The sequence below is a fragment of the Marinobacter sp. BSs20148 genome, assembly GCF_000283275.1.
In the GTDB taxonomy this organism is placed as follows: Bacteria; Pseudomonadota; Gammaproteobacteria; order Pseudomonadales; family Oleiphilaceae; genus Marinobacter; species Marinobacter psychrophilus.
Map to the genome: position 1 here is coordinate 2,461,269 of NC_018268.1, position 19,747 is coordinate 2,481,015.

Below are 19,747 nucleotides of genomic sequence, written 5' to 3' on the forward strand. Positions count from 1 at the left end.
ACCCCTCTTGCGAATCCTCTTTAATCACAACATCTCTGGCGCTGCGGACCTGATCGACCTGATGCGTCGCGCCCGGCCAGACCTTTACGTTATCGCGACCCATGAGCGGCGCGACACCCCGATCGCCCTGGCGGCGGACAAGCTATTGCCTGAGCCCGCCGAAACCCGGCTGATGAGCCCGGACGCCTATGCCGACTGGCTATTGCAGGTAGCGCTTACAGAGAGGGCAGACGTGGTTTTACCTTATCGGCGACGTGAGGAGCTGGCCGGGTTTCGGGACTGGTTCACCGCGCGCGGGATCCGGCTACTGACCGCCTCAGACTCGAACACGATGGGGTTTCTCGAGGAGAAGCCGACATTCCTTTCCCGAATGGAGACGGCTGGCGTTCCGATCACTCCGTTCAGGCGTTTTGAAGGAGCAGAAGAATACGGACGTCTGCGCGGGGAAGGCGAACTCTTCCCAGATCACCCGGGCCCGCTGTGCGTAAAGCCCGCGTCCGGCATTTACGGGGCCGGCTTTCGGATAATTCGAGACGAACTGCCTGCCATGACCCCACTTTCAGGCCTATCGGCGCTGGAACTGCCGGACGTTGCCTTTCGGGCATTGCTCGGAGCGCTACACCGGCCAGAGCCAATGATGCTGATGCCGTTTCTGGAGGGCCCGGAACGAAGCGTCGATTTCTCTTGCCATGACGGGCATCTGCTCGGGACGGTGACCCGGATCAAAGCGGGGACTTCGCAGCGGCTCATTCATGACACCTACGGAGAGGAGCTAGCCCAATTCGTCGCACAGACATTCAGGCTGACAGGCATACTGAACCTACAAACAATTGAGGACACGGCCGGAACGCAAAGGCTGATGGAAGTGAACACTCGCGCCTCGGGTGGGATCGGAATGACCGGGCTAACAGACGTTAACCTACCTGCACTCTTGCTTGACTCCATCACCGGAGTAAGACCCGAACTGCCGGCGCGGGTTGCCAGAGAGGTACGAGCGGGGCGGCGCGAGCTGTTCTGGGGAGTTTAAAGGAGCGCCCGGCTATTTGCGGCCGGCGGTCCAGCGGAATCCCCAGTCGTATTGTTTGTCCAACGCCTTATGGCCACTGAAGAAAGTGACCTGCCGGGAGACGCGCACTTGACCGTTGTGATTGTCTATGCCGACCACAGCACACATGCTGCCGTCTTGTTCGAATTCGTTCATCCGGATTTCGACTTCCGGCTGCCCGGGAACCAACACCCGAACAATGCCGTCCGTTTCCTTCCAATTCGGGACGCCTTCGTAAATAAATGCGTAAACAAGAACGCGCTTGATATCTGCCCAACGGTCCCCGTTGATCTCAAGCCACTCTCCGTCTGAAGTGGAGCCAGTACGATCATCCCCGAGCAATCGCACAAAGGGAGCCTGCTGGAAGTCACCAAAGCCGTTGCCAAGCGCCTGAATGACATGTTTCTTCCCGTCTCGCGTCTCTACGAACGCGCCCAGGTCAAGGTCGATCGCGACTGAGCCTCTGGAGAAAAAGCCGGTCTTTTTCTGGGTCTGGCTTTGATTCCAGTTCAGGTTGATCTGCATTTTTCCGAAGCGGCCGCCCTCTTTCGTCAAAGAAACCGTGTTGTTCTGCTTGGTCAGACTCACTTTCGAAAGGTTGACCGAACTTGTAGACGGCGGGGGAACGGGAGTCGGGGCTGGACTTGAAGTCGGAGTCGGAGTCGGAGTCGGAGTCGGAGTCGGAGTTGGAGTCGGAGTAGGCGCCGGGGGTGGAGGAGGCGCAGGTGTCGGAGCAGGCGCCGGGGTAGGAGCATGCGGCGCCGGTTCAGCAATCTCAACGCCAAGGTGTTTCGCCAACGCTGAGAGCCCACCGTTGAACCCCTGCCCAACAACCCTGAATTTCCAGGCTCCATTGCGCTGGTAAAGCTCGGCCAAAATAAGCGCCGTCTCTGTCATACCCGCGCAGGGAATGGCACCCCGTACTCCGCCCGCATCCAGTGTAATCTCAGGGACTCGGGAAAAAGAGGCTCGATTCTCGTGAATCGTGGCCGTGAACACCACCTTTTCTACCCCGGCTGGAACTTGGCCAAGCCCCACAGTAAAACGGGACTCGCCGTTTTCAGAGCCAGTAAACGCCACAGCGCCCCCGGCAACCGATGGCTGCCCGTAGAAACACATATCCCCATCTGACCGAACTTTGCCTGACGCAGTGACCAGAAAAGCGGACACGTCGATATCCGCACCCGGTATTGTGCCATGGCGTATCAGAACGGTTAGGTCATTCGAGGTAAGGGGCGCGTTTGCGCCAGGGCCCAGGACAGTCATCAGGAACTCCTTAATAAACCGGTGCGGGCCACCCCAAAATGGCGACCCGCCCCCGAACTAGCCGATGTTCACGCCGTGTGCCGTGGCCAATGGCCCTAGGCCGCCCGCAAAGCCGGCGCCAATTGCCTTCATTTTCCACTCTTCGTTATGCCGATAGATCTCACCAAAGATCATAGCGGTCTCGGTTGAGTAGTCTTCGGAGAGGTCGTACTTCGCAAGTTCAGCGCCGCCGTTCTGATTGAGAATGCGCATAAACGCATTGCTAACCTGGCCAAAGTTCTGACTTTTCTTTTCGGCTTCGTGAATCGTCACGACGAAAACCAGCTTTTTTACGTCCGCCGGGATTTTTGACAGATCGATCTTGACCTGTTCGTCGTCACCTTCACCTTCACCAGTGCGGTTGTCGCCGAGATGCTCAACAGCGCCGCCAAGCCCAACCAGATTTCTGTAGAAAATGAAATCCTCGTCGGAACGCACCTTGCCGTTTTCACCGCAGATAAACACTGACGCATCCAGGTCAAATTCTGTGCCGTCAGTAACGCGCGGATCCCAGCCAAGACCAACCAGGATGGAAGTGAGACCCGGAGCCTCTTTAGAAAGCGAAACGTTGCCACCTTTACTAAGAGAAATTGCCATGTCGTTTTCCTTTGCGAAATGTAAGTTGTAACCCGCCCAAATCGGACGGGTAAAGATTACAGAGTGCTACCAGACTCTTTGTACATCGTTATAAACAGTTGTACATCAAGGAGCCGCGACCCCAACGAATGCGTCAGCCACTCCGCTGTATTGAGCGAAGGTGAACAGCAGATACGAAACTGCCATGATCCCGCCAGCAATGCGGCCAATTCGACCGACAAACAATAGAAAGAGCGCGAACACGAACGTTACGGCAAGAACGATCAACAGGTCAAACTGGCCGAACCGCGGATCGATCACCAGCGGTTTCACCACGGCCGTAATCGCCATTACCGACAGGATGTTAAAAATATTCGATCCAACAATCCCGCCAATGATCATATCCGACTGCCCTTTTCTAGCCGCCGCTACGCAGGCGGTCAGCTCAGGCAGGGAGGTCCCGAATGCAATCACGGTCATCCCGATCACCGCTTCAGGAACGCCCAGAGCGAAGCCGCCAGCAACCGCCCCTTGAACCAGCACCTCCGACCCGATCACAAGCGTTGCAATTCCGATCGTGACCATAACAAAAGGATTCCCGGGACTCGCGTCTTCGCCCTCGTCGTCGTCGTCAACTTCGATTTTACTCGCTTTGTACTGGTAGGTTACATAGGCAACAATGGCGAAAACCATTGTTAGACCGGCCCAGCGGGGCAGGAGCCCTGCCCAGACGGCTACAGCCATAGCGACAGTCGCCAGAATCATCACCAGGGTGTCGACCTGAGCTTTTTTACGGTCAAACACGATTGGAGCGATCATTGCTGAGATACCAATCACCATCAGCACGTTAGCAATGTTGGATCCGATCACGTTGCCAACCGAGATGCCTGCAAAGCCGCTGATGTTTGCGTTCACCGATGTAAACAGCTCCGGCGCCGAGGTGCCAAAAGCAACGATGGTGGCCGCAATGAACATCTTCGAAAGACCCGACTTTTCAGCAATACATACTGCTGAATCGATCGTAAGATCGCCACCTTTAACAAGAAGCCATACCCCAAAAAAAATAGCACCCAGCGCAATGACCGCGAGCTGATAGGTGGTTAATCCGTCCATTTAAGATTCCGTTTGTCTAAAAAATGAGGGCAGTATGAACGCCCTCGTTGAATTGCTGATTAAAGATCGAAATCGGCGGGTTTCAGCCCGAGCTCCACACAGATCTCGCGCACAACAGCTTTTTCCTCATCATCAAAGGTTCCGTCTGACGCACCGATCGCGCAGGCAACACGAACCATAACCCGAGCTTGCTCCTCGTTATCACGAAGGCGACCAATCACTTTGAGGGCCTCGGCCTTACCGATCGCCGAGTCGAAATCAAAATTCGCGACCACCTTTTCGAAGAAGGCAATCACGTCGGTCATGGCGAAGTGCTTGAGTTCGTCCGAGTTCCGCATGTACCCCGCCATCTTCTGTTTCTCGTCAGAGGATACGGTTCCATCCGCCGCCGCTACCAAGGCACAGGAGGCAACAACAGCCTCCATAAAGGTGCGATTGCGGAACTTCGACACTTCCGCCGTCAAGCGGGCGTGGGCTTCGTTACTTTTGTCTTTCAACCAGTTCAACATCGTTAAGCTCCTGCTAAATGACAGATTTCGAAACGCCGACCAGGTCGTCTACAGTGCGGCCGGTAGCCTGAACTCCGTGGGCTGTCATGCTCCAACCGTCGCTGCCTTTTGACAAAGACGCCATAACAACGCCGGTGTGTGCGCCATGCTCGCGCAGCGTGTATGAACAAATTTCACGCTGGTTGGTGTCGTCTACAAGCCGCGCAACGGCGTTATCGACTTCATTGAATGTCTGGCCGCGAAAGCTGTTGACGGTGAACACAAGGTGCGCAGCTTTTGCGTCCAGGCGGGACAGATCGACCCGGATCACTTCGTCATCGCCGTCGCCTTCACCGGTCAGATTGTCGCCGTCATGGGTGATAGCACCGTTTGATGATTTGAGTTTGGTGAAACAGACTCTGTCAATTTCGTTCTTCGCGCTGTCAAAGACGAGTACGCTTGCGTCCAGATCAATGGACGAGGCGCCTCCGCCAAACAGCTTCGACAGGAAGCCGCCACTGCTTTTCACCGGATCCCAACCCAGCCCCATGAAAACACGGGACAGCCCCGGATTGTCTTTTGACAAACTTATCGCCTGACCTTTCGATAAAGAAATACTCATTTTTTAATTCCTTTTATGGCTTTGAAAAACAGTACAATTTTCTGCGTCTGTTGTGCAATGCTTTTTCCATTCCTTAATTAATCCTAATTTAACCTTTTAACCGGTACCGGTTTCTCGCTGATAACGAGCGTGCCCATACGAGTGACACCCGAACCGATCCGCGCGCGCCAGTGTGCGGCGTGCCCAAGCGGCATGGGTTGCAGGCTCGCACATGACCCCACCAATCTGGAACACGGCACTAGCATCCCGATCAAGGATTGCTTTAGCTGCACGAAGGTCCTCTTCCGATACAGAGAGCGCGCCTTCAATGATCGGGACCTGGGCCGGATGGATGGCGGTTTTTGAGACGAATCCCATTTGCACATCGCGTTCCACCTCACGGCGCAACGTCTCCGTGTCTTCAATGATGTCAAAGACCGGAGCGGAAACGGGAATCCCGGCCGGGATAAGGATCGACGCCGCCATCGATAAAAACCAGCCAAGCGGCCCCTCGTAGGCCGTCATGCCACGCACTCGGCGCAGCGCCATCGAGCCCAGAAGATCGTTTCCACCAATCCGGACCGCGGCGATTCGGTCCGGCCCGGCCCTCAGCAATAGGTCCCGAAATTGAATCAGCCGGGCCGGATCGAAAAATTCCGGCGTCTCAAGCGTTGGCATGAGCTTCAGGGTGGTTCCTGACAACAGCGAAATCCAGTCCGGGGCGGTTTCAGGCCGAGCCTTTGGCAGAACAAAACCGTCAATCTGGGTAATGCCGTCAATTGCCCGAAGCCGGCACGCCATATCATAAGATCGGGGCCGGATGAAAACCTGTGGCCGGCTGTCAGCGCTACCAAGACGGGTCTTTAGCAGTTCCGTCAGGGTTCGGATGCCTTTCTCAATGTCTTCCTCACGCAGCGCATCCTCCAGGCAAAGAACAATCGATGAGGCTGGCGACGGCGCCAATCCTGACACTATGTCTGGCACCTTCGGATGTATGGCGGGCATGTAAAGGGTAGCCCCCAGCCTATAGGCCGCGAACATGTGGGACCCAAAATCAGTCATTTAGTTTCCCTGATAAGTGTAATCGCCCGGTAAGGCCCGGTGAGCTCAGGCGCCGCAATAAGATCGACCCCGTCCTGACGGCAAAGATGAATGAGCGCTGCAAGGTCTGGGTCCTGGCCTAGCGATCGAACCAGAACGCAATCGGGCCGGCGCCGCAGAACCGCCCTTGTGGCCTCTGCAATTCCTGGTTTGATACGGTTGCGGTTCTGCACCCCAAACCGCTTGGCAACCGCCGCAACGGTGCGATCCGCCTCGGTGCGGAACCGGGCAGCCGCGGACAACTCCGCCTCTGGGTCCAACTCAACCCTGTCTGCCAGCGACGACAACGCCACATCCACCCGGTCGACAAACGAGCGCGATAGGTCAATGTCAGCAAGGTGATCCAGCACAATGCAGCCGTGATAGTCCCCGGGACCTATCAGGTCGGATCGGAGGATAGAGCGAGAGATAAGGCCAGACACGTTACCGCCAAGAATGCCGGAGGGGATCAGCCAGTCCTCGCGGGATCCGCAAAGGTTTGCACGACCGCAAGGATCGGCAATCACAGCGAGCATTGGCTCCCGATCGGTGAGAGCACGCCAAGACTCCGTCAGCTCCGCCGTGATTGCCCCTTTGCCGGTCCACCCGTCGACGAAGATCACCCCGTCAACAGGGCGCCGCGCAAGGACGTCCCCCATGGCCGCCTCGTCAAGGCCCCGATCGCGGATGATCGAGATCCCGAAATGGGTGACGTCGGCGCCCAGCCGGGCCAGATCGCGCTTAAGCAGCACACCGTAAGGAACACCGGCCCGGACAAGGCTGCAAAGGGTGATTTCCCGGTTCAAACGGCCCTGCTGAACCAGCTCAAGGATTTGCCCCGCCAGGGAACGAATGTCTCGGGCGAGCCGCGGCACTCCAAGCTGGCAAGACTCCTCGAACAGCGACAGGTAACGGGCGTCTGGACGCCGCTCCTCGGAGATCATTTCCGAATAATGGGTCACGCCGGCCTGAATTCGGCGCTCTTTCTCCTCCACCGGGGTGGGTTCGAGCGCAACTGGCTTCAACAGAAACTCCACGTCTGTCGACAGATAGCTGCCTGAAAAAGGGCGTTTTCCGATATCGGTCAATGGGCGATTCAAGGTGTTAGGTCCTTATCGGACGTTCGCGCCATGAGGCCTGCAATCTGTGACCCGGACGGGGTCATAATGAAATCGCAGAGACCCATGAACGGAAGATCCGTCAGGCTGTCTCCGATGCCGATCAGCGGCGCTCCGCTGCCGTCTCTGATGCTGTCGATCAGATGCCGACAGGCGTCCCGCTTTGAGATGCCTGTTGGCGTGAACGAGAGATTATTGCCGTTTGCATGCTGCTGCAGACCGGACAAGTTGAACCGGCTTGCAAGGAGCTCCGCTGCGGCACTGATTCCGGTCCGAACGTCTTCCGCCGCGGACGCGTTCATCTTCACGCAGAAATAGACCGGCGCGCCGTACTCTTCGACGATCCAACTGCGGGCTGCAGTCCCGAACTCCGCATCGATAAGCGCAGACATGTCCAGCAGCAGGGCTTCTGAGCTGCGCCCAATGTGCGCCGTGTGCGCGAGCCAATCCGGTTCTGCAACGCCCTCGCCGTTCAAAATCACCGCCCCATTGGCCAGAATAGCGCGCCGGGTACCAAAATCGAGATGGACCCGGGAAAAGGCGTCAGTGCTACGAGCGGTTACCGGAATCACCACCCCGGTTGCCCTCAGCGCCGAGAACAGGCCCTGCTGCACCGGGTTCATGTGGCCATGGTGGCCATTGGTCGCGGTGGTTACCCGCGTAAGGGCCTCGCCTTGGGGATGTTTGTGAAAGGATCGAAAAAGAGTGTCGTCAAGATCCGTCAAGTAGATACATTGGCCCATTACGTCTCAAACTCCGTCACTTGGCCGGCTCCGTTAATGATGTGTCCGCGTCCGAGATAGGCCCGGAGCGTGGGGCAGATTCCGTCATCGCCTGTCTCGGTCATGATAATAACTCGAGCGCTGGGGCGTTCGGGGACATTGTGAAGATACATCGGTACGCCCACCCGGTAATGGTCTGGGAACACCACCTTGTGCCGGATAACCTCTCCGTTGAGGATCGGCGAACGGGTGGTGGCGACGAACGTTACATCCGCCCCTTCCTGCTCAAGGCGTTCCGCCAGCAGCATCGGGCCCCAAACGTGCTCGCCGGTCCCGATCACAAGAACGGAGTCGCCTGCGGCCACCGCCGGCAGATCGGTCGGAATCAAGGGCCTTATTGGGTCGATCGTCGGTTCAACAATCGGCTCCATCTGAAGCCCCAGCCGCGGCGCATGAAACAGCGGGGTCGGCACAGGATTCGGGTTTGGAACCCAGGCCGGTCGTGCTGCTTCCCCGGCCCAAATCGGGACAGCCGGAAGCGTTGCTTTAGCATCTTGCTCCCACCGCCATTCCCCTCGAACTAAAGAGAACGCGTCCACCGGGATCCCAGGGCAGAGCTCCGCAATCGCCTCGGCGGCACGTCCATTGGACCAGTCGGTCAGGGTCAGAAGTAGGACACGCTTAACGTCTACCCCACCGTCATGAACCGCCTTGAACAAAGCTGCAAAGGTGTTTCCGGTGGTCGTCTCGTCATCCACAAGAACCAGGGTTTTTGCAGGCCCGCTTAAAAGCTCGCACGACGTTGGCGCCATCACATGATGTGCGGTGGCGTGACTGTGCCCTTCCGAAAAGCTGACCCATTCCCGACCCGCCACCGGGTGGCGGGTGGTCGACAGGTAGAGCAGGTCCGCTTCGGGCCGTCGCTCCCGGAGCCGTCGAGCCGCGGCAGCTCCAACTCCAACCGCAGTCTCCGCGTAACCCATCACCAAAAGAGGGCCGCCAAGCAACGCATCGGGAATCTGATCGACGATTCCGTTAACCGCATCAAAATGGTCCCTTGGTCTGACGGGGATATGGCGCCCCAGTACAGTGGAAACAAAAAGAAAGCTGCGCTTCGGGTTGATTCGCTCCGCAATCTGGAATAGTTCGCCGTCTGTCGGAGCGGCGATGGTCCGCAGCTCAAGAACCCCCGTGGTCAGAGGATGTCGCGTGATAACCGGTGTTTGTTGCATCCGCTCAGTCGTCCCTCCCCGACTTATCGGACCGGCTCGACGTTTGCTGGTCGCTCTGCAGCCATTCATCGTGACCGGCATCGCTTGCCGGGGATGACTTTGAGGATGAGGAGGGCGAAGACGACGGGACATTATCCGCACGCCCAGGCGTATGGCGGGCGCGCAACTCTGTTAACTTACCGGACGCGCGCTTAAAGGCACGGCGCGCTATAAACGCCAAGCCTAAAAGAAACACCAATATAACGATGTTGAAAATGGGGATATGACGGTACCCAGGCTCGACAGGCCAGGCTGAGGTCGCATTCGGGAACATCGACAAAAGCGGGAGCCGCCAGCCGTAATGGCGGACGGCAACTGCCGAGCCATTTTCTTCGCGGGCAAAAACAGCCGCTTGCGTCTGAAGATTCGCGGAGTTGATCTTAAAATATAGCCATGCGTCTTCGTTACGGAACACGCGGACGTTGTCGCTGCCGATCAGCCGGGTTTGAATCATGTAAACGTCTCGGGTTCCCACCTCTACATCGGTGCGCTTGACCTCAACGCCGACCACCTCGACAACGGAGACACGCGGCAACACATAATGCAGGGCCAGACCCATAACGGTCAGGCAGCACCCGATCAGGATAATTTTGAGTTTCTTCATATGCAGTTCCCTGGAGTTCTATTTTACTCTGGCAATTTTTCGGGCTTCGGCCTAACAGACTGACGTCGGTTAACCGCTCACTCACACCTGTTGACTGCTTGATCGCGCCAAACACGCCTAGCCCCTTGTAAGCCTGAGTGAGTGTGTCACAGCGACGCTGCCCGGTCTCGCAGGAGTTTACTCGACTGCACGAAACGCTGTTGCAGATATTGGGCAAACGGGTAAAAAAAACCGACACAGCTGTGTCGGTTTTTATCATGCGATTTGTCTAACCCACTTCACTCCCATTCGATGGTCGCTGGCGGCTTAGATGACACATCGTAAGTCACCCGTGATACGCCGCTGATTTCATTAATAATGCGGTTAGACACGGTTTCCAGCAGCTCGTAAGGCAGGTGCGCCCAGCGTGCGGTCATGAAATCGATGGTTTCTACGGCGCGCAGTGCAATCACCCATTCGTATCGACGGGCGTCGCCTACTACGCCTACCGATTTCACCGGCAGGAAGACCGCAAAGGCCTGGCTGGTTTTGTGGTAATAATCGGCGCGGTGCAGCTCTTCCAAGAAGATGGCGTCAGCGCGGCGCAAGATGTCGGCGTAATCTTTTTTCACTTCGCCGAGGATGCGCACACCCAGGCCCGGGCCCGGGAACGGATGGCGATACACCATATCGTAAGGCAGGCCAAGCTCAAGGCCGATGCGACGCACTTCATCTTTGAAAAGTTCCCGCAGCGGCTCTACCAATTTCAGCTTCATGGTTTCTGGCAGGCCACCCACGTTGTGGTGGGATTTGATCACGTGGGACTTGCCAGTTTTGGACGCAGCCGATTCGATCACGTCCGGATAGATAGTACCCTGGGCCAGCCAGTTTACATTCTGGATGCGGGTGGCTTCTTCATCGAACACGTCGATGAAGGTGTTACCAATCACTTTGCGCTTCTGTTCGGGATCGCTGACGCCTTTGAGGTTGGTCAGGAAGCGCTCCTCGGCGTCGGCGCGAATGACTTTTACACCCATGCTGCTACCAAACATGTCCATCACCTGGTCGCCCTCGTTCAGGCGCAGCAGGCCGTTATCAACAAACACGCAGGTTAGCTGATCGCCAATGGCTTTGTGCAGCAGTGCCGCGGTCACCGAGGAATCTACCCCGCCAGACAGGCCCAGCAGCACCTTGTCGGTGCCGACCTGTTCGCGGATCTTTTGCACAGCGTCGTCGACAATCTTAGCCGGCGTCCACAGGGCTTCGCAGCCGCAGATGTTCATCACGAAGTGTTCCAGAATACGCTTGCCCTGCAAGGTGTGGGTCACTTCCGGATGGAACTGCAGGCCGTAAAGATGGCGCGACAGATCTTGCATGGCTGCAATCGGCGCGCTTTCAGTAGAGGCCAGAAGTTCAAAACCGTCAGGCATGGCAACCACTTTGTCGCCGTGGCTCATCCACACGTCCAGCAGAGATTCGCCGGTTGCGGTCAGGTGGTCAGTGATGCCTTGCAGCAGAGGGCCCTTGGCGCGCACTTTTATCTGGGCGTAACCAAACTCGCGTTTTTCCGAGCTGGCCACCCGGCCGCCCAGCTGCTCTGCCATGGTTTGCATGCCGTAGCAAATACCCAATATCGGAATACCACGATCAAACAGGCCATCAGGCGCCCGCGGGCCGCCCAGATCGGTGACCGACTCAGGACCACCGGCCAGCAGAATTCCCTTGGGGTTGAACGCGTCGAGCTCTTCAGCCGTGATGTCAAAAGCGCGTACTTCGCAATAAACACCAATATCTCGAACCCGGCGGGCAATCAGCTGGGTGTACTGGGAACCGAAATCTAGAATCAGGATGCGGTGATCGTGAATGTCGTGGGCCATGGAATCCTCGGGGAAATTAGCAATGCGGCCCCAACAATGGGGCCGCATAAAAACAACCTGTAATCAGCTAACGCGGTAGTTCGGTGCTTCCTTGGTGATTGTCACGTCGTGAACGTGACTCTCGCGCATACCGGCACCGGTGATGCGCACAAACCGAGGTTTGTTGCGCATATCGGTCATGGTGGCACTGCCGGTGTAACCCATTGAGGCACGCAGGCCGCCCATCAGCTGATGAATAATATTGCGCATCGGGCCTTTGCACGCCACGCGACCTTCAATCCCTTCGGGAACCAGCTTTTCTATGCCTTTGCTGGCGTCCTGGAAATACCGATCGCTGGAGCCCTGACCCATGGCGCCGATTGAACCCATACCCCGATAAGCCTTGTAACTACGGCCCTGGAACAGTTCAATTTCACCCGGGGCTTCGTCGGTGCCGGCCAGCAGGCTGCCGATCATCACACAGTGGGCGCCGGCCGCAATGGCCTTGGCAATATCACCGGAGAAGCGCAAACCGCCGTCGGCAATCAGCGGTACGTCACTGTTTTTCAGGGCCTCAGCCACGTTGGACACCGCTGAAATCTGCGGCACACCCACACCAGCCACAATGCGGGTGGTACAAATAGAACCCGGGCCGATACCCACTTTCACCGCATCTGCGCCGGCGTCAACCAGAGCAAGGGCGGCCTCAGCTGTGGCGATATTGCCACCAATCACCTGCAGTTCGGGGTAATGTTCCTTAATCCAGCGCACACGATCGAGCACACCGCGAGAATGACCGTGGGCCGTATCCACCACAATGACATCAACACCGGCTTCCGCCAGAGCGATCACGCGGGCTTCGGTGTCGCTGCCGGTGCCGACGGCCGCGCCAACCCGCAGGCGGCCCTGATCGTCTTTACTCGCCAGCGGGTAGTCTTTAGACTTCTGGATGTCTTTTGCTGTGACCAGACCGCGCAGCTGGAAGTTATCGTTTACCACTAGGACTTTCTCAATGCGGTGGCGGTGCAGGAGTTCTTTAACCGATTCCAGATCGGCGCCTTCTTTCACCGTAACCAGCTTTTCCTTCGGCGTCATGATGTCACGCACCAGCGTGTCCATGCTGCTTACAAAACGGATATCCCGGCCCGTTACAATACCCACCAGCTCGCTGCCGTCGACTACCGGCAGGCCGGAAATATTATTGGCCATGGTAATTTCAACCAGCTCGCGTACGGTGTTCTCTGGCTTGACCGTAATCGGGTCTTTTACCACGCCGCTTTCAAACTTTTTCACCTTACGCACCGCGGCGGCCTGCTGCTCGGCGCTCATATTTTTATGCATAATGCCAATGCCGCCTTCCTGGGCCATGGCAATCGCCAGCTCTGCGTCTGTTACTGTGTCCATGGCCGCCGACACCAGCGGAATATTAAGTGTGATGGTTCGTGTCAGGCGAGTGCGAAGATCGGCTTCGTGGGGCAGAACCTCGGAGTAACCGGGCACCAACAATACGTCATCAAATGTGAGAGCTTCTTCGTCAATTCGCAGCATTGGGATCGGCCTTTTGAACGTGCTAAATTTAAACCTTGGCAAGGGCATAGCAAGTGCCGCTGCAAAGTAGAATTCTTAATCGACATATTATAAAGATCTGTTGCAGCCCAGTAAACCGCAAAGTTTCCCACCAAAGGTTGCATGCATCTGAATTTTAAGCAGTTTACATCCAATTTATTCGGCTATTGCGTATAAAAATATGGGGAGTTTTCGGTGAATGATGCCTTTCAGGACACCCGGCCGCGGGCGCTCAGCGTTAGTGAGCTGAATCATCAGGCACGTCACCTGTTGGAAACCAGCTTTATGCAGGTTTGGGTTGAAGGCGAATTGTCGGGGTTTTCACGCCCTTCTTCCGGGCACTGGTACTTTTCTCTGAAAGATCGTAGCTGCCAGATTCGCTGTGCAATGTTCCGCAGCGCTAATCAGCGGGTTCGCGCGGCGCCAAAAGAAGGCGAACTGGTGCGAATTCGCGGCAAAGTGACCTTGTACGAGAACCGCGGCGACTTCCAGATTATTGTCGAGCATCTTGAGCCAGCCGGCGCAGGCGCCCTACAGCAGGCGTTTGAAGCGTTGAAGTTAAAGCTCTTCAACGAGGGCTTGTTTAGCACCGCGCGCAAAAAACCCATACCCGCCCTGCCCCGGCATATTGGCGTGGTTACCTCCCCAACCGGTGCTGCGATTCACGACATACTCACGGTGCTGGCTCGGCGTTGCCCGGGAATCCCAGTCACACTTTACCCAACCGCGGTGCAGGGCCAGGCCGCAACCGCAGACATAGTCGCTGCCATCGGCCGGGCTGTTGCCCACAATCGCGCGGACGTGCTAATTATTGGCCGCGGCGGCGGATCATTGGAAGATTTGTGGTGCTTTAACGAAGAGGCCGTAGCCCGCGCCATTGCCGCCTGCCCGATAGCCACCGTCAGCGCCGTGGGGCACGAGGTAGACACCACCATTGCCGATTACGTAGCCGATTTGCGGGCGCCGACACCGTCGGCAGCGGCGGAAAAAATATCGCCAGATCAAAGCATCTGGTTAGGCCAATTACAGGCCATCGGCGAGCGCCTGCAGGCTGCCATGGGGCGCCAACACACGGCGCTTGAAAACAGACTACTGCAGCTTTCCACGCGATTAAAAGATCCGCGCCGCAGCCTGCAGGAAAAAGCGCAGCGCCTGGATGGGCTGGATCTTCGCCTGAGCCGCGCAATGGCGCACCTGACCCAGCGTTTGCACATGCGTACCGACTATTTGCAGCAGCGCCTGGCCATGCAATCACCTAACAGGCAACTTGCCAGCGCCAGCGAACGTGTGTTGCGGGCAACAACAGGCTTGAATCTGGCCATTCAGCAAACACTTAAAAGCCGCCATGAGCAACTGGATTACACAGCGCAAACCCTGAACCTGGTCAGCCCGCTGGCCACTCTGGGACGGGGCTACGCCATTGTGAAAGACCACCAGGGCAAGATTGTGCGGCATGCCGAGCAGCTTGAAGCTGGCCAGGCTATCAGCGCCCGAGTGGCCAGCGGCACTGTTCACGCCCGGGTCACGAGTTGCGATGAATCTTAATGCAGTGCAACACATGTTTTATGAAGCGTAGCAACGCTTAAAAACACCTCGTTTTGTCGTGTGATTGCTTTAATTCAGGCTTGCGCCAGCAAATCTACTCCCATGGTCTACTGGTTGCGTAACGGAAACGGCCTAAAGTGGTTCACAAGTGCACGAAGAATAAATACTGACACTGTGAGGTGGGACGGATGGATTACAACGCAGAATTTACACGCTCAATCAGCAGACCCGGCGACTTCTGGCGTGAAAAAGCCGCCGACATCGAATGGATTAAATTTCCGCATACCATCTGGCAGGCCAAAGACAACGGCCACGGCGACTGGTTTACTGATGGCGAGCTGAACACCAGCGACATTGCCCTGGATGCCAACCTTCGCGCCGGCCGTGGTGAACAAACCGCTCTAATTTACGATTCACCGGTGACCAACACCCAACAAAGCTACACCTACAATCAACTGACCGATGAAGTCGCGCGTTTTGCCGGCGCATTAAAGGCCCGCGGGATTGAGAAAGGCGATCGCGTCGTTATCTACATGCCGATGATCCCCCAGGCGGTTATCGCAATGCTGGGCTGCGCCCGTATTGGCGCGGTTCATTCGGTGGTATTTGGCGGCTTTGCGGCTCACGAACTGGCCCTTCGCATTGACGATGCGACGCCCAAGGCGCTCATTACCGCGTCTTGCGGTATCGAAGTCAGCAAGGTGATTGCCTACAAGCCTCTGGTGGACAAGGCTTTGGCACAAGCGAAACACAAACCCGAGCTGTGTGTTGTGTATCAGCGCGCGGAAGCAACAGCCAACCTGCAAAGCCCCAGAGATGTGGACTGGAACGAACTTGTTCGCGACGCCGAGCCAGCAGCCCCGGTCGCCGTCAAATCGACCGATCCGCTGTACATTCTTTACACCTCCGGCACCACCGGTAAACCCAAAGGTGTGGTGCGGGACAACGGCGGCCACGCCGTGGCACTGAAATACAGCATGAAGCTGGTCTACGACGCCAGCCCCGGTGATGTGTTCTGGACCGCGTCGGATGTGGGCTGGGTAGTGGGTCACAGCTATATTATTTACGCGCCACTGTTTGCCGGCTGCACCACCGTACTGTATGAAGGTAAACCGGTTCGCACTCCAGACGCAGGCGGTTTCTGGCGCGTGATCCAGGATCACAAGGTCAATATTCTGTTTACCGCCCCGACCGCTTTTCGCGCGGTGCGCAAAGAAGATCCGGAAGCAGATTTTTTAAAGAAATATGACATCCGCTCGCTGAAGCGCATCTATCTGGCCGGTGAGCGCCTGGACCCGGCCACCTACGACTGGCTGCGTGAGCACACTCATTTGCCAGTCATTGACCACTGGTGGCAAACCGAGACCGGCTGGGCCATTTGCTGTAACCCCACCGGTATCGAAATGATGACCACTAAACCCGGTTCCGCCACCATGCCGTCCCCCGGCTACGATGTTCAGATAGTTGATATACGCGGCAATCAGATGCCAGCGGGTGAACAGGGCCAAATCGCGATAAAACTGCCACTACCACCGGGCTGTTTGCAAACCGTTTGGGGCAATGATGAGCGTTTTCGTGAAAGTTATCTCGACGCTATTCCCGGCTTTTACAGCACTGGTGACGGTGGCTTTGAAGATGAAGATGGTTATATTTTCGTTATGGGTCGCACCGACGACGTCATTAACGTAGCCGGCCACCGGTTATCTACCGGTGAAATGGAAGAAGTGGTGTCGTCTCACCCGGCGGTCGCTGAATGCTGCGTGGTCGGCGCCCATGACGATATGAAAGGCCAGATTCCGATCGGGCTGGTGCTGATAAAAGATGGCGCCACCATTGACCATGACGAGCTGGAAGACGAGCTGGTAGAAATGATGCGTGACAAAATCGGCGCCATTGCCTGCTTTAAGCGGGCCATGGTGGTTGACCGCTTACCAAAAACACGTTCTGGCAAGATTCTGCGCCGGGTTATACGCCAGATTGCAGACGGCGAGGCCTACAATGTACCGAGCACCATTGATGACCCGTCCATTCTGGAAGAAATCAGCGACCAGTTCCGGCCTCGGTAAATTTTCCAAAACAGCGCCCGAAAGGGCGTTGACGGCGCCTTAGCTGTGTCTATACTGGGGTGGCAGTATCTAAAGCCCCTACGGGGGGAAATCAGAAAAGCTCCGTTCATAGGAGCTCATGTGAAATACAGGAAAGATCGATGTCTGAGACCACAACTGGCCACGTGAAGTGGTTCAACGAAGCAAAAGGCTTTGGCTTTATCGCCCAGGAAGACGGCAGTGACGTGTTCGTTCACTTCAGTGCCATCAACGCAGACGGTTTTCGCACCCTGGCTGAAGGCCAGAAAGTGCAGTTTACTGTAACCGACGGCCCTAAAGGCCCGCAGGCAGAGAACGTAACGCCTGTGTAATAAGGGCTGTCGCTGATAAAGCGTGACCAGTCAGAAAAACGGGCCGATGATTCACCGGCCCGTTTTTTTATGGCTGATTTTAAGATCAGACGCTTAACACTTCATCGACCGCTTTTGCGCCAGCGTGAACACCGGGCACAACCTGAGCCACCGCATTCAATAATGCCTGTAAGGTCGCCGACGTGGTGTCTTCCGCCAAGGCTGCTGCGCTGCACGCCTGGCCGTTGGCCTGCAAACGAATACACGCCATGGCATTGGCCGAAGTGCCTGCGCCCAGAGCGAACTCGTCATACGCCTCTACCGCCAGGGTAATGGAAAAACGCTGGGCCAGCGCCGCTGCCACGGCTTCCACCGCCCCTGAGCCATAACCTTGCAGCGTTACCGGGCTGTTTTCGTTACCGATCACCAAATCAGCACGTACCCCTTGTTCGTTGCGATGAAGATCGTAAGTGCGTAACGCCCAGTCTGCCGGCACCGCAAGATAGCGAGCTTCAAACAGGCGGTGAATGCTCACCGAATCGATCTCGCCGCCGTTGTTTTCCGCTTCACGCTGCACCACTTTGCTGAACTCAATTTGCAACCAACGTGGCAAGCTGATGTTGTAATCCCGCTCTAGCACATAAGCCACACCGCCCTTGCCAGACTGGCTGTTGATGCGCACCACCTCGTCATAGCGACGGCCCAGGTCGAACGGATCAATCGGCAGATAGGCCACATTCCAGGCATCGCCTTCTTTACGCTGAGCCAGACATTTGCGGATAGCGTCCTGATGGCTGCCAGAAAACGCGGTGAATACCAGCTCACCCGCGTAGGGGTGGCGTGGATGAGTCGAAATCTCGGTGCAGGCTTCAACCACCTCGGTAATGTCAGCCATGCCGGACAAATCCAGGGTTGGGTCAATACCCTGTGAATACAGGTTCATCGCCATGGTCACCAGATCCATATTACCGGTGCGTTCGCCGTTCCCCATCAGCGTTCCTTCCACCCGATCAGCGCCCGCCATGACCGCCAGTTCGGCCGCGGCTACGCCACAGCCCCGGTCATTGTGAGTGTGCACGCTGATGCTCAGATGTTCGCGGCGCTGAATGGTGTCGCAAATCCACTCGATCTGATCGGCAAACACGTTGGGCGTAGCCATCTCTACCGTGGCAGGCAGGTTAATAATGACCGCTTGACCCTGGTCCGGGCGCCACACTTCAGTCACTGCATCGATGACTTCAGCGGCAAAATCCAGCTCGGTACCGGTAAAGCTCTCCGGCGAATACTGAAAGGTCCATTCGGTGTTCGGGTAACCGGCGGCCAGCTCCTTCACCAAACGCGCACCCTCTACTGCAATATCACGGATGCCATCACGGTCTAACCCGAACACCTGCTCGCGCTGCACGGTAGAAGTGGAGTTATAAACGTGGACAATGGCTTTTTTGGCGCCTTCCAGCGCTTCGTAAGTGCGCTTGATCAGCGCCGGCCGGGCCTGGGTCAGCACCTGAATCTTTACATCGTCAGGAATACGCCCTTCTTCGATAAGCTTGCGGCAGAAATCAAAGTCCGGCTGGCTGGCTGCGGGGAAACCGATCTCGATTTCCTTGAAGCCCAGCTTTACCAGCAAATCAAACATCCGCTGTTTCTGGCTGACCGACATAGGTTTTACCAGAGCTTGGTTGCCATCGCGTAAATCAACCGCGCACCAGGTGGGCGCCCGCTCAATCATACGATCGGGCCAGCGCCGGTTGGTTTTAGCGATGGGCTTGAAGGCGGCGTATTTACGATGATCAAAAGCCATAAAATGGTTTCCTTTTTGCGTGTGCAGATTGCCGGTTACAGAACACAAGATTACACAAAAAGTCGACGCAGGTGATTGCTAATAGAGGCTACAAACCGGACTATAGAGCCATTAAATATCGCTAAAACCGAGGTTTGTAGCAGAAAATGCTTAATAAATTAGAAACCCTGATCGCACTGGACAAAACCGACCGGAAAATTTTGGACCATCTGCAAAAAGACGGCTCACTCAGTAACCAACAACTGGCCGACAAAGTCGGGCTATCGCCGTCGCCCTGCCTGCGCCGGGTACGTGCGCTGGAGCAAAACGGCGTGATTGTGCGCACGGCAACCATTCTTAATCACAAAAAACTCGGGCTGGCGCTCACCGCCATCATTCTGATCGGCATGGACCGCCACACACCGGAACGTTTTGCGGCGTTTGAGGATGCCGTCAGCGCCTATCCGGAGGTACTGGAGTGCTATCTGATTACCGGCCACGACGCAGACTACATGCTGAAAGTGGTGGTGCCGGATATGGACCATTACCATCATTTTCTGCTGAACCAGATAACCCGCATTGCCGGGGTGAGCGGCGTGCATTCAAGCTTTGTACTACGCCGGGTCCTGGATAACACGGCCCTGCCCTTAGGCTATTTGTCCTGACCTTGCGGGCTGTGCGCTTTTACGCCCGGGCAAACCCA

General features: G+C 56.5%; 18 protein-coding genes. 5 read left to right on the forward strand and 13 right to left on the reverse strand.

Annotation, left to right across the window (positions count from 1 at the left end; genetic code table 11):
* Positions 1 to 7: 7 nt before the first annotated feature.
* The gene (locus MRBBS_RS11135; protein ID WP_014871616.1) at positions 8 to 1,027 is read left to right on the forward strand and encodes an ATP-grasp domain-containing protein; all 1,020 of its coding nucleotides are present in this window, start codon (positions 8 to 10) and stop codon (positions 1,025 to 1,027) included.
* 12 nt (positions 1,028 to 1,039) lie between these two features.
* On the opposite strand, the gene MRBBS_RS11140 is transcribed toward MRBBS_RS11135, so the two are convergent.
* The 12 genes from MRBBS_RS11140 to guaB form a co-directional block, all read right to left on the reverse strand.
* The gene (locus MRBBS_RS11140) at positions 1,040 to 2,311 is read right to left on the reverse strand and encodes a TerD family protein (protein ID WP_014871617.1); all 1,272 of its coding nucleotides are present in this window, start codon (positions 2,309 to 2,311) and stop codon (positions 1,040 to 1,042) included.
* A 57-nt stretch (positions 2,312 to 2,368) separates the two neighbouring features.
* Positions 2,369 to 2,947: a TerD family protein gene (locus tag MRBBS_RS11145; protein WP_014871618.1), complete on the reverse strand. Its 579-nt coding sequence runs from the start codon at positions 2,945 to 2,947 to the stop codon at positions 2,369 to 2,371.
* Between the two features lie 105 nt (positions 2,948 to 3,052).
* Positions 3,053 to 4,039, reverse strand: coding sequence for a calcium/sodium antiporter (locus tag MRBBS_RS11150; RefSeq protein ID WP_014871619.1), 987 nt, complete (start codon positions 4,037 to 4,039; stop codon positions 3,053 to 3,055).
* 59 nt (positions 4,040 to 4,098) lie between these two features.
* A complete protein-coding gene (locus MRBBS_RS11155) occupies positions 4,099 to 4,548 on the reverse strand; it encodes a tellurite resistance TerB family protein (RefSeq protein WP_014871620.1) in 450 nt (149 codons plus the stop codon).
* Positions 4,549 to 4,561: 13 nt separating this feature from the next.
* Positions 4,562 to 5,149 (reverse strand): TerD family protein, encoded by a 588-nt coding sequence (locus MRBBS_RS11160; RefSeq protein WP_014871621.1) that lies wholly within the window; start codon positions 5,147 to 5,149, stop codon positions 4,562 to 4,564.
* Between the two features lie 96 nt (positions 5,150 to 5,245).
* Positions 5,246 to 6,190 carry an HpcH/HpaI aldolase/citrate lyase family protein gene (locus MRBBS_RS11165; RefSeq protein WP_014871623.1) on the reverse strand — a complete coding sequence of 315 codons (945 nt, stop codon included), beginning with the start codon at positions 6,188 to 6,190 and terminating at the stop codon, positions 5,246 to 5,248.
* A complete protein-coding gene (locus MRBBS_RS11170; RefSeq protein ID WP_014871624.1) occupies positions 6,187 to 7,308 on the reverse strand; it encodes a cysteine protease StiP family protein in 1,122 nt (373 codons plus the stop codon). Before MRBBS_RS11170 ends, MRBBS_RS11165 begins: the two co-directional genes overlap by 4 nt.
* Entirely contained in the window at positions 7,305 to 8,069 is a 765-nt protein-coding gene (locus MRBBS_RS11175) for a hypothetical protein (RefSeq protein ID WP_014871625.1), read from the reverse strand. Before MRBBS_RS11175 ends, MRBBS_RS11170 begins: the two co-directional genes overlap by 4 nt.
* Positions 8,069 to 9,280 carry a phosphoribosyltransferase domain-containing protein gene (locus MRBBS_RS11180; protein ID WP_041635262.1) on the reverse strand — a complete coding sequence of 404 codons (1,212 nt, stop codon included), beginning with the start codon at positions 9,278 to 9,280 and terminating at the stop codon, positions 8,069 to 8,071. Before MRBBS_RS11180 ends, MRBBS_RS11175 begins: the two co-directional genes overlap by 1 nt.
* A gap of 4 nt (positions 9,281 to 9,284) precedes the next feature.
* Positions 9,285 to 9,923 (reverse strand): DUF1523 family protein, encoded by a 639-nt coding sequence (locus MRBBS_RS11185; protein ID WP_041635263.1) that lies wholly within the window; start codon positions 9,921 to 9,923, stop codon positions 9,285 to 9,287.
* Between the two features lie 278 nt (positions 9,924 to 10,201).
* Entirely contained in the window at positions 10,202 to 11,779 is a 1,578-nt protein-coding gene (guaA, locus tag MRBBS_RS11190; protein ID WP_014871629.1) for a glutamine-hydrolyzing GMP synthase, read from the reverse strand.
* Between the two features lie 63 nt (positions 11,780 to 11,842).
* Positions 11,843 to 13,306 carry an IMP dehydrogenase gene (gene guaB, locus MRBBS_RS11195; protein ID WP_014871630.1) on the reverse strand — a complete coding sequence of 488 codons (1,464 nt, stop codon included), beginning with the start codon at positions 13,304 to 13,306 and terminating at the stop codon, positions 11,843 to 11,845.
* 213 nt (positions 13,307 to 13,519) lie between these two features.
* On the opposite strand from guaB, the gene xseA reads away from it, so the two are divergent.
* The 3 genes from xseA to MRBBS_RS11210 all read left to right on the forward strand — a co-directional run bounded on the left by xseA (position 13,520) and on the right by MRBBS_RS11210 (position 17,285).
* Positions 13,520 to 14,869, forward strand: coding sequence for an exodeoxyribonuclease VII large subunit (gene xseA / locus MRBBS_RS11200; protein WP_014871631.1), 1,350 nt, complete (start codon positions 13,520 to 13,522; stop codon positions 14,867 to 14,869).
* A gap of 188 nt (positions 14,870 to 15,057) precedes the next feature.
* Complete coding sequence (locus tag MRBBS_RS11205) at positions 15,058 to 16,935, forward strand: propionyl-CoA synthetase (protein WP_014871632.1); 1,878 nt, start codon at positions 15,058 to 15,060, stop codon at positions 16,933 to 16,935.
* Positions 16,936 to 17,075: 140 nt separating this feature from the next.
* A complete protein-coding gene (locus tag MRBBS_RS11210; RefSeq protein WP_007352080.1) occupies positions 17,076 to 17,285 on the forward strand; it encodes a cold-shock protein in 210 nt (69 codons plus the stop codon).
* An 85-nt stretch (positions 17,286 to 17,370) separates the two neighbouring features.
* On the opposite strand, the gene leuA is transcribed toward MRBBS_RS11210, so the two are convergent.
* On the reverse strand, positions 17,371 to 19,065 hold the full coding sequence (gene leuA, locus MRBBS_RS11215; protein WP_014871633.1) for a 2-isopropylmalate synthase: 1,695 nt from the start codon (positions 19,063 to 19,065) through the stop codon (positions 17,371 to 17,373).
* 146 nt (positions 19,066 to 19,211) lie between these two features.
* Here leuA and MRBBS_RS11220 point away from each other — a divergent pair, with 146 nt between their 5' ends.
* A complete protein-coding gene (locus MRBBS_RS11220; RefSeq protein WP_014871634.1) occupies positions 19,212 to 19,709 on the forward strand; it encodes an Lrp/AsnC family transcriptional regulator in 498 nt (165 codons plus the stop codon).
* Positions 19,710 to 19,747: the final 38 nt, after the last annotated feature.

Excerpts from the sequence above, each read along its gene's own strand:
- guaA (WP_014871629.1), bottom strand. The coding sequence starts at position 11,779 with ATGGCCCACGACATTCACGATCACCGCATCCTGATTCTAGATTTCGGT.
- MRBBS_RS11220 (WP_014871634.1), top strand. The coding sequence starts at position 19,212 with ATGCTTAATAAATTAGAAACCCTGATCGCACTGGACAAAACCGACCGG.
- MRBBS_RS11145 (WP_014871618.1), bottom strand. The coding sequence starts at position 2,947 with ATGGCAATTTCTCTTAGTAAAGGTGGCAACGTTTCGCTTTCTAAAGAG.
- MRBBS_RS11175 (WP_014871625.1), bottom strand. The coding sequence starts at position 8,069 with ATGGGCCAATGTATCTACTTGACGGATCTTGACGACACTCTTTTTCGA.
- MRBBS_RS11180 (WP_041635262.1), bottom strand. The coding sequence starts at position 9,280 with ATGCAACAAACACCGGTTATCACGCGACATCCTCTGACCACGGGGGTT.
- guaB (WP_014871630.1), bottom strand. The coding sequence starts at position 13,306 with ATGCTGCGAATTGACGAAGAAGCTCTCACATTTGATGACGTATTGTTG.
- MRBBS_RS11140 (WP_014871617.1), bottom strand. The coding sequence starts at position 2,311 with ATGACTGTCCTGGGCCCTGGCGCAAACGCGCCCCTTACCTCGAATGAC.
- MRBBS_RS11205 (WP_014871632.1), top strand. The coding sequence starts at position 15,058 with ATGGATTACAACGCAGAATTTACACGCTCAATCAGCAGACCCGGCGAC.
- MRBBS_RS11165 (WP_014871623.1), bottom strand. The coding sequence starts at position 6,190 with ATGACTGATTTTGGGTCCCACATGTTCGCGGCCTATAGGCTGGGGGCT.
- MRBBS_RS11155 (WP_014871620.1), bottom strand. The coding sequence starts at position 4,548 with ATGTTGAACTGGTTGAAAGACAAAAGTAACGAAGCCCACGCCCGCTTG.
- MRBBS_RS11210 (WP_007352080.1), top strand. The coding sequence starts at position 17,076 with ATGTCTGAGACCACAACTGGCCACGTGAAGTGGTTCAACGAAGCAAAA.
- MRBBS_RS11185 (WP_041635263.1), bottom strand. The coding sequence starts at position 9,923 with ATGAAGAAACTCAAAATTATCCTGATCGGGTGCTGCCTGACCGTTATG.
- MRBBS_RS11160 (WP_014871621.1), bottom strand. The coding sequence starts at position 5,149 with ATGAGTATTTCTTTATCGAAAGGTCAGGCGATAAGTTTGTCAAAAGAC.
- MRBBS_RS11150 (WP_014871619.1), bottom strand. The coding sequence starts at position 4,039 with ATGGACGGATTAACCACCTATCAGCTCGCGGTCATTGCGCTGGGTGCT.
- leuA (WP_014871633.1), bottom strand. The coding sequence starts at position 19,065 with ATGGCTTTTGATCATCGTAAATACGCCGCCTTCAAGCCCATCGCTAAA.